The sequence below is a fragment of the SAR202 cluster bacterium genome (genome assembly GCA_016872285.1).
In the GTDB taxonomy this organism is placed as follows: Bacteria; Chloroflexota; Dehalococcoidia; order Lucifugimonadales.
The window spans coordinates 1-15,231 of the sequence record VGZZ01000056.1 but is presented as its reverse complement, the minus strand read 5'-3'; the positions used below and the strand labels follow the sequence as shown (position 1 = coordinate 15,231).

Genomic DNA, 15,231 nt, shown 5'->3' with positions numbered 1-15,231 from the left:
TGGAGCGTTGATGGGAGGATAGGATTAGGGAGGGAGGGAAGTCAAGGAGGGGTGGGGATGGGGCTGGGTGTAGGAAGGACTGCCCCTGGACTACCGATTCGGTTTGAGATTTTTCAAAAACGAATCGGTTTTTAGGCACGGACCAGGCGTGGATTCGTTTTCTTCGTTTCTCAAGGGTGTGGGGAGCAGAGAAGGGCGACGAAACGTCGCCCCTACAAAATAGTAGTAGCGGCAATGGAATAAAGGTCGTGGCTTGTAGGCATGGGGAGAGGATAGGGGAAGTAGGAGGCTTAAGGCAACAGGCAGATGTCACTGGGAAAGATGAAGAGCGGTGAGTTTCTCCAGGAAGGCTTTAACTTCATTGGTATCGCGGAGGAGGTGGGAGGCGGCGGTGGGGCGTGGGGTTTCGGCGACGAGGATGCCGACGCCTTGGTCGGCCACGGCTTTGAAGGCGTCCTCGTCAGTCACATCGTCGCCGATGTATATGGGGAGGCCGATACTATCAAGGCCCATGGCGTTTACAAGCCAGGCGACGGCGCTGCCTTTGTGCCAATCGATGTCGGGACGGAGGACGAAGATTTTCTTGCCGTGGAGCTTACGCAGCGAGGGGATCTGGAGCAGGATGTTGTCGACGATACGCTCGATTTCAGGTTCGCGTTGGGGGTCGGCAAGGCGGAAGTGGACGGCGACGGTGTATTTGGCATCCTCGGGAAAGACGCCGGGAATGGGGCGGACGGCCTGGGCGAGGGCCTGGTAGGCGCGGCGAAGGTCGGGGAGGTATTGGGCGGCGATGGTCTTTTCGATGCCGGAGCCAGCGGGGCCGGCGATCTCCATGCCGTGGCTGCCGGAGTAGTAGACGTTGTCGAGTTTAACGAAGTCCTGAAGCTGCCATTTGGGCCGTCCGCTGACGATGGCGGTGGGGTGCCGTTGGGCGAGGCGGTCAATGACGTGGCGGGTATCGCCGGGGAGGGTGCCGAGTTCGGGGCGGGAGACGATGGGGGAGATAGTGCCGTCGTAGTCGAGGAAGACGGCGAGGCGCCGTTTCGACAGGTCGCGCTGGAGGCGGGGGAGGAGGTCGAAGGCGGGGGTGAGGGTGTTCATAAGGATAGTCTAGGACTCGGCGGCGCTGGTGGCTACCTTCGGCCTAAAGGCGAGGACAAAAGCTATCATGGCGACGGCGAGGATGGCGGCGCCGCTCAAGTAGACCCAGTCGAGGGAGAGGCGGGAGATGAGGGCGAAGGCGAGGAGGGGGCCGAAGGCAGCGCCGGTGTCCTGCCAGGTAGCGAAGCGGGCCAGGGCCTGGGGTCGTTCCCGGGGTGTGGCGATGCCACCCGCGATGGCAGTGAGGGCGGTGACGGCGGCGGCCAGAAGCACGGTGGATAGGACCAACCAGGGAAGGGCCAGGCCGAGGGGAGCGTCTAGGGCGAGGAGGATGAGGGCGGCGATGGAGATGGGCATGGTGGCGATGGCGGCTTTTTCGAGGCCAATGCTGTCGGCGATGTGGCCCCAATAGACGCTGCCGACGTCGGCAAGCCACCGGGCGGCCTGGAGGAGGCCGTTGATGGTGGCGACGCCGAGGACAACGCCGGCGATGGCCGGGCCTTCGCCGAGCCGCTGGTCCAGGTAGTAGCCGAGGGTGGAGACCATGCCGCCGGCGATGACGAAATTGAGGGCGAAGACCGAGAAGTTGCAGGCGAGGAGACGCTGGCGCAGGGGCTTGGGCTGACTGGGACTGACGCCTAAGGCCAGGTCCCAGAGCCTCGATTTGCGGGAGGTGGGCTGCGAGGGCCCGGGGGGCTTGGAAGTAGTATGAGAGGCGGCGCTGGCGGGCTTGAGGGCTAGGGCGGCGGGAATGCCGACGAAGCCCAGGGCGGCGATGGTGAGGAAGCTGGCGGCGCGGCCAAAGACGTCGAAGAGGATGCCGCCCAGGAGGACGCCGATGAGGCTGCCGAACCGCTGGCCGCCGTTGAAGAAGCCCAGGAGCCGACCCCGACCACCTCCGGCGCTTTCCTCAAGGGCGACGAGGACGCCGGTGAGTCGGAGGAAGGAGTAGCAGACGCCCCAGAGGAGTCGGGCGACAAGGAGGAGAGCAAAGCCTTTGGCGACGCCGAGCATGACGGTGGTAGCGACGGCCAGGGCGGCGCTGAGGGCCAGGGGCTTCGAGAGGCCGAATCGCTGGACGGCCCAGGCGGCGAGGGGGTTGGAGAGGAGGCGGACGAACCGGTTGGCGCTGAGGAGGACGCCGACGAGGGCGAGGGAGACGTCGAAGTCGTCGACGTTGGCGGGAAGGACGTTGTAGAGCATGGAGTCGCCCATGATGACGGCGGCCACGACGGCGGTGGCGAGGAGGACGGGTCGGGGGACGGCGAGGAATTTAGGGATAGGGAGAGGCCTCCAGGGATATTGGAGGAATGATAGCGGCTGGGGAGGGAGGAAAGAAGTGGATGGAACGCCCCGCCCACCCTTTGTGGCAGGTGGAACTGATAAAGAATCGTGCCTCTAGTGTTTCACCCTCACCTTTTATCCTCTCCCATCAAGGGAGAGGAAAGAGGGGGGATGGCTCAAAATTAGCTAGTTGTCACTTACGACTGTAGATGCGTCGGCGGCGGCGGGGGTCCAGCCCCAGGGGTGGGGAGCCTCGCCGGGCTTGATGACCTTGCCGCTGCGGACGGTGACCACGGGCACGAGGGCTTTGTCGCCGATGCGCTGGCTGCCGGCGGCGTCTTTCATAAGCCAGCGGCCCTCGACGCTGTCGATGATAGACACGTCAGCGGGGCGGCCCTGGGCCAAGCTGCCAGCGCGGTCTTCGATGCCGAGATATCGCGCGGGGGCGGCGGTGGTCATTCGGATAATGTCGTCGATGGAGAAGCCCAGGGAGAAGAAATAGGAGGCGTATTCGAGCAGGCCGCGGTCGGAGAGGCGACGCATGCCGTCGCCGGCGTGGATTTCGATGTCGGTGGCGATGGTGTCGGGGCGGACGCCCTGGGCGAGGACGGTGTCGGCGCGTAGCCAGCCGAAGTTAAAGTCGCCGAAGGCGGTGTCGACAAATACGCCTCGTTCCTGGGCGTCGAGGAGCTGAGGGAGGACGTGGCCGTAGCGGTCCAGGGCGGCGCCGGTCAGGGGGGTGAAGATGTGGGTGACCATGTCGCCGGGGTCGAGCATATCGAGGGCCTCGGCTACGATTTCAGGGGGCGTGGGAGTCTGGTTGCGGGGGCCGATGTCGCCGACGTGCATCATCAGCTTGATGCCGGCCTCTCGCGCGGCCTTCTTGGAGGCGACGACGTGCTTGAGGCCCAGGGCCTGGACGGTGCGCGGCGCGACGATGACCTTGATGCCTTTGACCAGCCAGGGGTTCTCCTGGGCGATTTTGACGGTGCCTTCGATATCCATCTCCTCCTCTTTGGGCGGGACGCGGTTGGAGCGGTCTCGGAAGATGCTGAGGAAGGAGTAGGTCTTGGTCTCGGCCTGAGGGAGGACAAATTCACAGAAGTCCTTGAAGTTGGCGGAGCCGGGGCCGCCGGCGTCGACCATGGTGACTACGCCGGAGCGGACGCCGGCGATGTCCGGGTGGTTGCGGTTGCGGCCGGGGTGGTAGATGTGGACGTGGAGGTCGATGAGGCCGGGGGCAACGATTTTGCCGGAGGCGTCGATGACCTGGGCGGCTTGGGCCTTGGGGATGGAAGGGGCAGTGGCGGCGATGACGCCGTCGCTGACGGCGAGGTCTAGCTTTTTGTGGAGGTTTTGGGAGGGGTCTATAACGGTGCCGTTTTTGATAAGCAGATCGTACATGAGGTCACCTCCGAGGAGGGTTATGGGGAGTATAGCAGGACATTTAAGAAATTGCTTTACAGAAATCGTCGAAGCTTCGGTTAAGAGAGCGAACAATTCTAAGATCTATCTGATTTGCAATTCGTGGATTTTCAATCGTGGGGACATACGGACGCTTTGCATGGGCTCTATAGATGTTCTTGAGGTACTCTTTAGGGTCGTGGCATTCACCCTGTGGAGATTTTTGCAGTGGTCGACTTGGTTTTAGTAACGTCTCAAGGGCGTTAGTATCGGCTGATAACCAGGACTCAGTCTCTTCCACTGCGATTATGTATTGGAAGCTCAAATCCGGGAAAACTTCTGAAACTTGTCTCTCTATCTCCTTAACCTGCCTATACCGCTCTTTCTGGCAATCCTTATCAGCGAGGGCCAATACAGAATCATCTCGCATTGGACGAGAGACCTTAATATGTGCTATCACCGACTTAGCATTTAGAATTTCGCCGCCTTTTAATCGAATGTACTTAAATTTCTTATTGGTGATTCTACCAACTAGAGTCTCGAAAGTAGGTTGGCCCTTTGAGTCCTCTAAGAAGAGGTGAATCATTAGGCTTACTGATTTTCCTCTAAGTGGCCAGCGTACCAAGCCGTTCCAATATCCATCCCAACCTCTGCTAATAATTTCTTTAATCCCTCGGTGTTCGATGGCCGTTTCGCCTTGGTCTCGCCGTCAATTTTCCCTACCACGAGAATATCCGATAAATCAAAGTTACTTAGGAAGGTTGGGGAATGTGTAGTTATTGCCAATTGATATTCCTCAGCGTAAGCCTTGATTAGGCCTGCCACTGCATTTTGTGCATACGGGTGAATGTAGTTCTCTGGCTCCTCGATAGAAATCAATGGACGCTTGTTTGGCAAATTAAGAATTACAAGGAGCCCAATGAGTTTCAATATACCGTCTGGCATTGATGCGCTTGGTATAAGATTCTCTGAGTGAGTCTCTCTGATAGCAATTGACGTCATATTCCCACGAAGGTCAGACACAAGTTCAGTGATACCAGGGGAAATGGATTTAAGTTGATCCTCGATGATATCAAAAGATTGGCGTCTATATTTAGAATGAAGGGTATGAAGAACTTGCGCCAAATTCTGGCCAAGGTCACCTGGGGATAATTGCTCGTTGACTTGTAGCGATGCTCTCATTCTTGAAGGTTCAAGATTGTATCTACAGTAACCAGCAATGGCTTGATAGGCTAAGCTTAGACTCATCAGGACAGGATGCCCTGGCACAGTATTTTTGCCAGTTTGCCGAAGCCGATCATGTGCTATCTCTGCTGCTCTCTTTAGCCCAATTTCACGACTATTTCGACCAACCTCAAAGCTATCTTGTCGCCCAGAAGTATCAGGGATCATCATTCGTAAATTTTGCTTCGCCGATTCAGAGCTGAAAATTGTAGTCGGTTGGCTTGAGCCGATTATGATTTCAAAAATTTCCTTATTGCTGTTCACTTCGCCATTACGCTCGAAGAAGGACATGTAATAGCGGTATTTGAGATCAGACCGAGCTGTACCGGACAATTCAATGGTGAGTTCGTTAGATGTGTTGCCTAGGAAAAATACATCTGCTGACTGTTGGTTATTTCCTTGCAGAAATCTTGAGAGGAACCCAAATATATCTAGGACGTTGGTCTTCCCAGCGTTGTTTGGACCGATTAGTACTGATAGGGCATTGAGTTCGAGGGAGAGGTCACGTATGCTCTTAAAATTTGAGACGACGACCTTTTGAATCATTTAGACATGAGTTCCTTTCGCGAAACTCGTCACGCAAGAATGATAACTGTACTTAACAGCGATGTATTTAGAAACAATTACGAGTATTTTATCAAAAGTGCTGATGTTCCGCCTTTGAGCCTATTATCAACTTTCATTCTAGGTAGAGCGGCCCTGATTCTTCGTCAGTGGCTCCTATAAGTTCAACCACTTCTAGACCTAACTAAGATAATTTGAGGGTTAGAGAATCTTCTTACCCCTTCTCCCCTCTCATCTTCCTGCCGTGCTGGATGACGGCTGGGGACTTGAAAGGGATGTCGATGAGTATCATGAAGCCCTGCTCAAGGCGCGTTTCCACTTCCTTGGGGCTGCGGGCGCCGGCGTTCGGCGACGCCTGGCGACCCAACCTGGAACGTTCGATTGAACCGGGCGCGGTAGTTTTCCATGGCGATGGTCGCCACGAGTTCGACGAGCTGTTCATTGGTGAAGCAGGCCTGGGCTTCTGAAAACACCTGGTCTGTCACGTCGACCGGCGTCACAGTCATCCCCTCGGCCAGGGCCAGCGCCGCCCTCTCCTCGCGAGTGAATAGGTCACTGGCACGAAAGCGCGAAATGGCATCTATCTTTTCGTCCGAGGCGCCGTTGGCACTGCTTCCAGCAGTGTCAGCGTCCATTCAAAAGAGGCAGCCCGCCATCTGGGCCGCCCGCAGACAGACCAGGGACCGGACCAGGGGCGGAAGGGTGCCGCTTTTCGCGGGCGCCGCGCTGAGGGCCCTGCTGGCTTCAAGGACTGGCGGGCAGTATGCCTGGATGCCCATGCTCTCCGGCACAGCGCCCATGCGCTGCGTAGCCTGCTCGAACATTTCGCGTATTTCCGGCGCTACTTCCTTTACGGTCAACGGCCTGATCCTTGGCACGAATGTCTTCTCCGTTCCCGTGGCGCCGGCTAGCGTGCTGGCGCTGCCAGCGCCTTTAGTTCTTCAGCAATGCCTTCGACGAAGGTCATGGTCTCGCGGAAGAGGCTCGTCGCGTAGGTGACGCGTCGCACACCGAGGGCTGCCGCTCGCGCGACCGTTACCGGACCCCCACGGCGAACATTTACGTTCACGACGCCGACGGCACGGGTGAACTCGGCGATCATCGCTTCGTCGGCCAGGGTGATGGGATAGATGCAATCTGCGCCTGCCTGACGGTAGAGCCGCGCCCGCCTCAGTCCTTCCTTCAGCTGTTGATCCGGCGTCCCTAGCTTTCGGATGAAGACATCCACGCGCGCATTGAGAACGAGATTGGCCCCTTCCTTGCACAGCGCGGCTTTCAGGGCGGCCAGGCGCTCGGCATGGCGGTCAGCGTCCACTATCCCGCTCCCGCCGTGGTGGTCAGAGTCCTCCAGGTTGCATCCGGCCGCGCCTGCCAAAATCAACTCTTGGGCAATCCGTTCCGGCGGCAGGCCATACCCGGCCTTGAAGTCGACGCTCACCGGAATATCGACCGCGCGGGTGATCCGGGCCGCGGCGGCGATCATCTCCTTTTCCGGCGCGTCCTCGTGGTCTTTGTAACCGATAGCGGCTGCGACCCCGCCGCTGGTGGTCGCGAGGGCCGGGAAGCCCGCGTTCTGGAATGCCCGGGCAGATGCTGCATCCCACGCGTTGGGAAGAACCAGAATAGCCGGACCTGCGTGTAAATCGCGAAGGACGGTAGCCCTGGACGCTACTCTTTCGGCTGTCTTCTCGATGGGAAGACCTTTGCGCATAAGGGCGAGTATAGTCAATGGCAACCGTCCAGTCCACAGGCCATCAGCCGTGACTCCCGATCAGGAGCGGTCCGTAGATTACGCGCTAGTTTTTTGTGAAGGGGAAGGGGTTGGAGCGCTGCGCACAGTACTCGATAACAACATCGCCCGTTCCCCCCGGGGCCGCGCGCGGCACAATGGTAAACCCTACCGAGATGGAACCGATGAGTGGGAGGTTCTGGGTGCTCAAGTTGAACAGGCTTATGCTTGGCACGCCGTTTACGTATGGAATGGCGCCCACATCAAAATTCGAGCCGCCGATGGCGATGGGCATGAAAGCCGGGGCGCTGGTGGGCAAGACAGTAAATATCCGCGGCGGGCCGCTAAAGTTTGAGCCTCCTGTTCCCATGGAGCCGTCCCGCCCGTTGTCACACTGCTGGGTGGGGGGGGGGGGGGGCGCGGGGGTGGGGGGGGGGGGGGGGGGGGGGGGGGGGGGGGGCTCGTCGGGCGGGTGTGGCGGCGGCGTTATGGCGCCGACGTACTGGGTGAGGATGTAGGTCTCCAGCGCCTCCCGTGTTTCAAAAGGCTGGGTCTTGAGTTCCACCCCCTCAGGAATGGCAAATCGCTCAAGGAGGACGACAGCGCCCCGGTTGTCTCTGGTAGCCTTCTCGCCGGCTTTTGGCTCGAAGACTTGGAGGAGATATTTGTCGTTGTGGAGCTGCCAAATGGCCCCGTGGGAAGGGGAGTCGTCTGCAAAGGTTGATCCGCTGACCAAGGCTACGGTCAGTAGGAGAGCAAACAATAACAGAGGAAGGATGCGGGTGCTCATGGGTGGAGTTTAGCAGGGCGCGAATCTATGAGCAATTGTCTCCCCCATCTAATTCTTCCCTTAAAAGGGATGGGATAAGCGATTAAGCTTTCTCACCCCGCATCTTCCTGCCGTGCTGGATGACGGCGGGGGACTTGAGGGGGATGTCGGTGAGCATCATGAAGCCTTGCTCCAGACGCTGCTCCACCTCTTTGGGGCTGCGGGCGCCGGTGGCGCAGGGGACGCCAAACTTTTTGCACGTCGCCAGGGTCTGCATAACCATTTCCTGGACCTCGGGCTTGCCCGACGCCGCGCCGCCCAGGCCCATGTCTACCGACAGGTCGCCGGCGCCGGCCATGATGACGCCGATGCCCTTGACCTGCTTGAGGATGTCGGGCAGGGCCTTGCAACCTTTCACGGTCTCGATGATGCCGACCAGGATAACCTCGCCGTCGGGGTCCAGGGGCCAGAGGTCGGCCTTGTCGGTGTACTCCTCAACGGTGATGCCCCAGTACCGCACAGCGACGTCGTGGGGGTGCCAGCCGCGCTCGCCCTTGGGCTCCAGGTCCTTGGCGCCCTTGCGCTGGGGATAGCGGCAGGCCTTGACGGCGGCCTCGGCGGCCTCGACGGAGTCCATAGTGGGCATGACGATGCCGTAGGTGCCTAAATCCAGAGTGTGCTTCAGCACCCACTGGTTCTGCTCTCGCGAGTTGGGGGTGACGCGGACGAAGGGGGTGGGGTGGGCCTGGAGGCCCTTGGTGTCCAGGATGCGCTTGCGGCTGAGGAGGGCCTGAAGGGAAAGGCGAAGGGAGGGGAAGTCCAGGCCGGTGTGCTCGTTGTCGATGAAGACGTAGTCGTAGCCGGCGTCGGTGATGAAGGCCAGGTCGTCCAGGTTGCCGTTGTTGGACCAGGCGCCGAAGGCGGGTTTTCCCTGCGATAGGAGGTCAACAACTCGATTTAGTCTTGCCATGGGGGGGCTCCTTGGGTTTGGTGTGGGGTGAATGATAGAGGAAGGTTGGGGTCAATGCAAAAGCGTAGCTGTCGATGCCACAAGGGAGGTAACCTTCAAGGGTTAAGTATGAAGGGCCAATCAACCATTAATTGGGATACCTTCATCCCCTTTGTCCCCTTCTTCCTGCTGGAAGAAGGGGAAATGAAAAATTGCACCAATCCCCCTCTAGCTCCCCCTTTCCTCGTGAGGAAAGGGGGAGAACCAGACGGAAGACAGACACCGCCCATGCAGCGTACCAACAGTAATAGCGTCGTCAGTGCTGTGAGAAGAGGGAGAGCCGGAGGAGAGCCGACCCTTCACACCCGCTATCAAGGGGCCAAACGCATTGACGCCGTTTGTTGGCGATACCTATACTTGGCACAAATCTAGAGAAGAATATCGGGAGGCAGCAATGGTCGTTAACGCTAGGATTCAGCACGCCGCTTTCCATGCCACAGACGTGAAGAAGGCTCGCAAGTTTTATGGCGATGTCCTGGGCCTCAAGGAGATTATTAGGCCGACGCTGGGCAGCCGAGGCATCTGGTTTAGCATGGGGCCGGAGCAGGAGATACACATATCGATCAGCAGCGAGAGCGCGGTGCCGGGCCCGGGGCGGAACCTGAACCCTCGGAAGCGGGGAAATGAAGGGCGGCACCTGGCCTTCGCGGTGGACGACCTGGACGAAGTGAAGGGGCGGCTGAAGGCTAACGGGTTCTCGTGGGTGGGATCCAACGACAACCTGCCGCAGATTTTCACCGAGGACCTGGATGGGAACCTGGTGGAGATAAATTCGGGATGGATGAAGCAGAAGGAGAAGTATTAGCGGAATCAAGATGGTCTAGGGGCTAAGAAATTCCCTGAGCAGTCTGTTTTGTGATACTACTCAGCAGTATTTCACGCCGATCAGATTCTTCGACTGCGTCCTTCCGAGTACAGAAGGACTTCGCTCAGAATGACAGTCGGCATGTTGTTTTTATATATAGGGGACGTTAGATAGACATCGCTGGATAAGGAGGGAGCGACAATGGTTATAAGGAATCCGAAGCCGGGGATTGAATACGACCCGATGAAGAATGTCACCGGCCCCGTGCGGCTGGCGTCGGTGGAGGCGACGGCGGAGGTGGTGCTGGACCAGGTGAAGCGGGGCAAGGCGGGTCGTTGGGAGGTGGTGTGCGACGAGGGGGCGCGCATCGGCAGCTACGACCTGGGGCCGACGCCGCTGCAGTATTTCGGCTGGGGCGTGTTGTTTTGAGAGATGACCCAGATTGCGCGGTACGCGCAGTTCAAGAAAGTGGAGATCAAGAGCGTTAAGGGCTGGATCAAGCTCAACCTGACGATGACAGGGTCGGTGCTGCAGGAGACGATTGATTCCGGGGCGTCGAGCATCGAGACGCGGTTTGAGGTGGAGTCCAGCGCCGACGCCAAGGTGGTGGAGGGGATCCTGCGGCTGGCGCGGAAGGGGTGCTGGGCGCGGCAGATGATAGAAAAGGGGACGCGGTTTGACGACACGTTGGTGCTGAACGGGAAGGATATAAAGCTGACGCTTTAGCAGCGCTTGTTCATATTAGCCTTCAGGCCTTATTTATTCGCCCAGACTAGCATCAGGCATTCGGGGGAGTCGCAAGACGACTTCTGACCCCTCGCGAGTCTAAGCAAGGGGTCAGTCCGTCTTTGGTGACTTGTGCGAAGGCTATCTAGGTGAGCAGCAGTATCAGAACCACGATTACGATTATGAGAAGCAACCCGCCGCCTATGTACATACTTCCCCCTTTCTTGCCCCTCCACTAAGTGCGCGTCTAAAGTTTGATGGGTATCGCCTAAAGGCTAGTCAGCTTTGTTAAGACCTTGCCTTATTAATAGAATGCACCTCAGCTTTGACTGAAATACTATTAAAGTGGAGGAAAGCGGGGGCACATTAGTACCAAGTGAATGATTTAATTGATTAATCATAAAGGGATGTAGAAGCGCGCGAGATGCGAGGGGTCATTGGACGGGCCTGCCGCGTGGCCTTTCACCAAAAGCCGTCCTATTCTCACTCGGGATACCATCCCCTTAATCTCGCCACGGCGAGCTTGCAGCCCTCTTCTCCTTTCTGAGAAGAGGGAAAGAATAAAGAAATACCACAACCCCCTCCTTCGGCATACTCAGGACGGCGTCTAGCTCCCCCTTCGCCTTCCAGGCCGAAGGGGGAGAACCAGATGGGACACCCCATATACCCTACCCCGAAAGAGTCTGGTCAGGGACTGGAACCGCCGATGAACCTGGCAGGAGCCTTCATGAAAGGCAGAGGTCTAGTTTAGGCCCGCGAAGTTGTAGAGGATGGTGGCGAAGCCCTTCTCCGCGCCGGCCAGGCCGTAGACCTTGTCATTGCCCTCGATGACGAAGAACTCGTCGATGGCGTGGGCGCGGCCGCCGTGGCCCAGGCCGCCCATGGCGACTTGAAGCTTTAGCGGATCGCGGCCGAAGAGGTAGCCAGGCCAGTAAGGCCCCATCTGGGCCACGCCGGTGCCGGGCAGCTTCTCGTACTGGACGCCGAACTGCTCGTACATTCGGAAGAGAGCTTTGGAGAGGTCGCTGTTGTAGTCGGCGTTGAGGGAAGGCACATCGCCGATGACACGAATCTCCACGTCGGAGTAGCCATGCTCATCGAGATGGCGACGCAGCTTCTTGAGCAGGTCCGGGCCATCCTGGTGGGGGACGTAGCGGCAGTTGTGTTTGGAGGTCACCTTGTCGGGCATGATGGAGCCAGCGGTGCCGGGCTCAGTGAGGCCGCCCCAGATGCCATCGAGGTTAAAGCTGGTGCCGTAGAGGGCCTGCATGAGCATGTCGCGGGGCGTGTCCAGCTCATCTATAAAGCCGCCGATGCGCAGGTTCCTGGCCGAGGATTCCATGTTTACCAGCTTTAGAGTCTCTTCGATAAGGGGCTGATCGGCCTTGGTGGGGCCTTCCATGTTGTCGTACCAGCCATCGACGAGGATTTTGTTGCCGGTGTCATCGACGAGGGTCGATAGCATTTTGATATGCCGCCAGGCGGGGCTGTCGACGGTGCGCTTGTAGCCGCCGTGGATGGGGCCGTCGTAGGGGCCTTTGCCCCATCGTTTGCCGGAGGTCTCGAGTTCGATGTAGAGGCAGCCCTCGGAGCCGTTATGGGGAATGGCGACGCCTCGCGCGCTCTGCCGCCCGAAACCGAGCATGGCCTGGGCTTTGGACAGACGGTCCTTGCGCATGTGGACGAACTTGCGAAGGCCGATGCTCATTCGCTCCTCGTCGCCCTCGGCGATGATGAAGACATTGACCGGCAGCTTGCCCGCGACGGCGCGGATAGAGTTCATGGAGTTGATCATGGCCATCTGGGGGCCTTTGCTGTTGACCGCGCCGCGCCCAATGACGACTTTTTTGAAGGGCGGCTGCTCGATGATATCTGCGGCGTAGGGGTGGCGGCGCCACTGCTTCACGTCGAAGATAGGCATGGTGTCGTACATCATGTAGAGGATAACCGTCTTGGGTGCGCCGGCATCGTATTCGGCGTAAACGACGGGATTGCCTTTCGCGCCCCACTCGGTGACGCCGACGTCCACAACCTCCGTCTTCTGGCAGCCGACGATGTCCTGGAAGTAGCGGCGGGTCATCTCGGCGCACTCAGGTATGCCCTCGCCGGTGTTGGAGACGCTAGGCTGCTTAATCCAGTCTCGAAGGCGCTGGACGTGCTCGGGCTGATGGTCATCGATGTGTTTATAAATTTGCTGCAGCTCTTTGGAGGGCATGGGACACCTCACCGAAAGTTTGGGGCCAATTTATCACAGGGGGTGCTAACATGGAATCCAACATATGGATACAGTGCGAGTGCTCATAGTGGCATCGGACCCGCTGTCGAGGGGTGGGCTGGCGGCGCTGCTGGCGGGGCAGGCGGGGGTGTCGGTGGCGGGGCAGACGGCGGGTGCGGGGGACTTGGCGTCGGACATCGAGGCCTATCGGCCGGACGTAATCCTGTGGGACCTGGGTTGGGACACGCTGGCATCGCTGGAGAGGCTGGGAGAGCTGGAGTCGGGCCACCCGCCGGTGCTGGCGCTGCTGCCCAGCGGCGAGATGGGGGCGCAGGCGTGGAACGCCGGGGCCAGGGGGCTGTTGCTTCGGACGGCGGAGTGACCAAGGCTGGCGGCGGGGATTGTGGCGCTGTCGCAGGGGCTGAACGCGCTGGACCCGGAGGTTGGGGAGTCGGTGCGGCTGCCGTCGGAGGCGGGGCAGGCGGCGCTGGCGGAGGGGCTGACGCCTCGCGAGATGGAGGTGCTGCGGCTGGTGGCGGACGGGCTGCCGAATAAGGAGATTGCGCGCCGGCTGGGGGTCAGCGAGCATACGGTGAAGTTCCACCTGAACGCGCTGATGGGGAAGCTGGGCGCCCAGAGCCGGACAGAGGCGGTGGTAACAGCGACACGCCAAGGGCTGATAATGCTCTAATGACCCCGGCGTGAAGTGTTTACTCGGTTTTGGGGACTAAGGCGCTGGCCGGCGCTTTACCACCAGCGGTTTGTCCTGACGCCGCCGACCAGGTTAATGAGCAAGATGATGAGCGCCGCAATCAGTAGGATCCAGATGAACGCTCCCCAGTTAACGCTGAAACCTACCAGCCACAAGATGAGGAGGACAATAAAGACGAGCCACAGAATGCCTGTCATACCCCACCTCCCTATCAACGTGTCTAGTTACAGCGTATAGCTGAGGGTAGGTCTTGTGGATTATTCTACGGGATGGAAGTTTTCAAGTTTATTGATTAGGTGGGTGGCGGTTTGGACTAGAATGTAGGCTGCCGTTGCGAATAATAATCCATCCTGTATGTCTAAATAGGCCGCCCCTGGTTTTAAGCGGGTTGCCCTCATCACCCTTAATCCCTCTTCTCCCGACTACGGGAGAAGAGGGAAAGAAAAATAAGGATCACCTCATCATCCCCTAGCCCCTTCTTCTCCTCTGCAATAGGAGAAGAAGGGGAACCAGAAGGGAAGCCCCCACATCCCCCGCCATCGATGAAACCTAGGGAAGCACCATGGATTTCGGCCTCTCTGCGTTTTCCGTTAAGAGGCTGCCTGATGAGCTAAGAGTTTCTTCCTGCGTCGACGTCCGCGAGGAAGTCCAGGACGGCTTTGGTAAAGGCTTCAGGCTGGTCCAGGTTGGAGAGGTGGCCGGCGTTGGGAATTTCGATCAGTTTAGATCCCGCGATCTTGGAGTGGACTAAACGGCAGGCCTCCAGGGCCGAGTCTTCTTTGCCCGCCAGCACCAGCGTTGGCATCTTGATGCCTTTGAGGATGTCGGCGTCAAAGTTAGTGTAGATGGTAGAACGGGTGCTGTAGGCGTAGCCAAGGGGGTTGAGGGACAGGTACATTTTGCGGAGGTTGTCGACGGCCTGGGAGCCGCCGGTGTCGGCGGTGTGCTTGATGTTGGGGTTGTTTTTCATGGAGTATTCGGCAACGGCGTCCATGCCCTTGGTGAGGGCGAGTTCGATGATGCGCTCTCGCATTCTAATCATGGCGTCGGTATTGGGGAGGCCGGAGGCGGTGTGGGAGTCGAAGATGAGCAAGGCGTCGACACGCTCGGGGTGAAGGAGGGCGAAGCGGGAGGCGATGCTGGCGCCCATGGAGAGGCCGCCGACGTGGGCTTTTGGGATTTCCAGGTGGTCCATGAGGGCCAGGAGGTCGTAGGAGGACTCGCCGTTGCCGTACTGGTGTGGGCTGGCGGGGCTGTCGGACTGGCCGTGGCCTCGGGGATCCCACAGGACGAGGCGGTACTTTTTGGAGAAGGCGAGAATTTGGGGCGTCCACTCGGTTGTATTGCCGCCGAGGCCGTAGGCGAGGACCAGGGGCTTGCCGTGGCCGTGGACTTCGTAGTGGATGCGGACGCCGTTGATTAAAGCGTGGGGCATGGGGGACCTCCTATCGAGGCGGTGAGGTGGAGTATAGCACTGGGGAGGGGCATGGAGAGGTAGGGGCGAGATCACCTCGCCCCTACGTCAGGGATGGCACCGTTTAGCGAAATGGAACCAAGTTACAGTGTGACCAGATTCTTCGACTGCGTCCGAGTACGGACTTCGCTCAGCAACCGTCTTTAGAGTTAGGCATAAATCACCTTAGGAGAAAGATGCCAAGGGGTCTTATGTTTGAGCATAGCGTTGAGGAT

At 58.9% G+C, this 15,231-nt stretch carries 14 protein-coding genes and 2 pseudogenes; 4 read left to right on the top strand and 12 right to left on the bottom strand.

The window, feature by feature from the left end; translation table 11 throughout:
* Positions 1-309 precede the first annotated feature (309 nt).
* The 10 genes from otsB to FJ320_11640 all read right to left on the bottom strand — a co-directional run bounded on the left by otsB (position 310) and on the right by FJ320_11640 (position 9,045).
* Positions 310-1,101: a trehalose-phosphatase gene (gene otsB, locus FJ320_11685; GenBank protein ID MBM3926616.1), complete on the bottom strand. Its 792-nt coding sequence runs from the start codon at positions 1,099-1,101 to the stop codon at positions 310-312.
* 9 nt (positions 1,102-1,110) lie between these two features.
* Positions 1,111-2,331 carry an MFS transporter gene (locus FJ320_11680; GenBank protein MBM3926615.1) on the bottom strand — a complete coding sequence of 407 codons (1,221 nt, stop codon included), beginning with the start codon at positions 2,329-2,331 and terminating at the stop codon, positions 1,111-1,113.
* A 240-nt stretch (positions 2,332-2,571) separates the two neighbouring features.
* A complete protein-coding gene (locus tag FJ320_11675; GenBank protein MBM3926614.1) occupies positions 2,572-3,789 on the bottom strand; it encodes an amidohydrolase family protein in 1,218 nt (405 codons plus the stop codon).
* Positions 3,790-3,832: 43 nt separating this feature from the next.
* Positions 3,833-4,375 (bottom strand): DUF4276 family protein, encoded by a 543-nt coding sequence (locus FJ320_11670; protein MBM3926613.1) that lies wholly within the window; start codon positions 4,373-4,375, stop codon positions 3,833-3,835.
* Between the two features lie 5 nt (positions 4,376-4,380).
* A complete protein-coding gene (locus FJ320_11665; GenBank protein MBM3926612.1) occupies positions 4,381-5,559 on the bottom strand; it encodes a hypothetical protein in 1,179 nt (392 codons plus the stop codon).
* A 320-nt stretch (positions 5,560-5,879) separates the two neighbouring features.
* Positions 5,880-6,212, bottom strand: a complete 333-nt coding sequence (locus FJ320_11660) for a carboxymuconolactone decarboxylase family protein (GenBank protein MBM3926611.1) — start codon at positions 6,210-6,212, stop codon at positions 5,880-5,882.
* Positions 6,213-6,437, bottom strand: coding sequence for a hypothetical protein (locus FJ320_11655; GenBank protein ID MBM3926610.1), 225 nt, complete (start codon positions 6,435-6,437; stop codon positions 6,213-6,215). It abuts the gene before it with no gap.
* 47 nt (positions 6,438-6,484) lie between these two features.
* On the bottom strand, positions 6,485-7,288 hold the full coding sequence (locus FJ320_11650) for an isocitrate lyase/phosphoenolpyruvate mutase family protein (protein ID MBM3926609.1): 804 nt from the start codon (positions 7,286-7,288) through the stop codon (positions 6,485-6,487).
* Positions 7,289-7,373: 85 nt separating this feature from the next.
* Entirely contained in the window at positions 7,374-8,096 is a 723-nt protein-coding gene (locus tag FJ320_11645; GenBank protein MBM3926608.1) for a hypothetical protein, read from the bottom strand.
* Positions 8,097-8,178: 82 nt separating this feature from the next.
* Positions 8,179-9,045 carry an aldolase gene (locus FJ320_11640; GenBank protein ID MBM3926607.1) on the bottom strand — a complete coding sequence of 289 codons (867 nt, stop codon included), beginning with the start codon at positions 9,043-9,045 and terminating at the stop codon, positions 8,179-8,181.
* Positions 9,046-9,478: 433 nt separating this feature from the next.
* Here FJ320_11640 and FJ320_11635 point away from each other — a divergent pair, with 433 nt between their 5' ends.
* The 3 genes and pseudogenes from FJ320_11635 (at position 9,479) to FJ320_11625 (ending at position 10,615) form a co-directional block, all read left to right on the top strand.
* Entirely contained in the window at positions 9,479-9,889 is a 411-nt protein-coding gene (locus FJ320_11635; protein MBM3926606.1) for a glyoxalase, read from the top strand.
* A 263-nt stretch (positions 9,890-10,152) separates the two neighbouring features.
* Positions 10,153-10,239 (top strand): annotated as a pseudogene (locus tag FJ320_11630) (RNA-binding protein).
* Between the two features lie 82 nt (positions 10,240-10,321).
* A complete protein-coding gene (locus FJ320_11625) occupies positions 10,322-10,615 on the top strand; it encodes a hypothetical protein (protein ID MBM3926605.1) in 294 nt (97 codons plus the stop codon).
* A 742-nt stretch (positions 10,616-11,357) separates the two neighbouring features.
* Here FJ320_11625 and FJ320_11620 read toward each other — a convergent pair.
* Positions 11,358-12,830: a M20/M25/M40 family metallo-hydrolase gene (locus FJ320_11620; protein MBM3926604.1), complete on the bottom strand. Its 1,473-nt coding sequence runs from the start codon at positions 12,828-12,830 to the stop codon at positions 11,358-11,360.
* A gap of 64 nt (positions 12,831-12,894) precedes the next feature.
* On the opposite strand from FJ320_11620, the pseudogene FJ320_11615 reads away from it, so the two are divergent.
* A pseudogene (locus FJ320_11615) lies at positions 12,895-13,521 on the top strand (response regulator transcription factor).
* Between the two features lie 631 nt (positions 13,522-14,152).
* On the opposite strand, the gene FJ320_11610 reads toward FJ320_11615, so the two are convergent.
* Positions 14,153-14,977: an alpha/beta fold hydrolase gene (locus FJ320_11610; protein ID MBM3926603.1), complete on the bottom strand. Its 825-nt coding sequence runs from the start codon at positions 14,975-14,977 to the stop codon at positions 14,153-14,155.
* Positions 14,978-15,231: the final 254 nt, after the last annotated feature.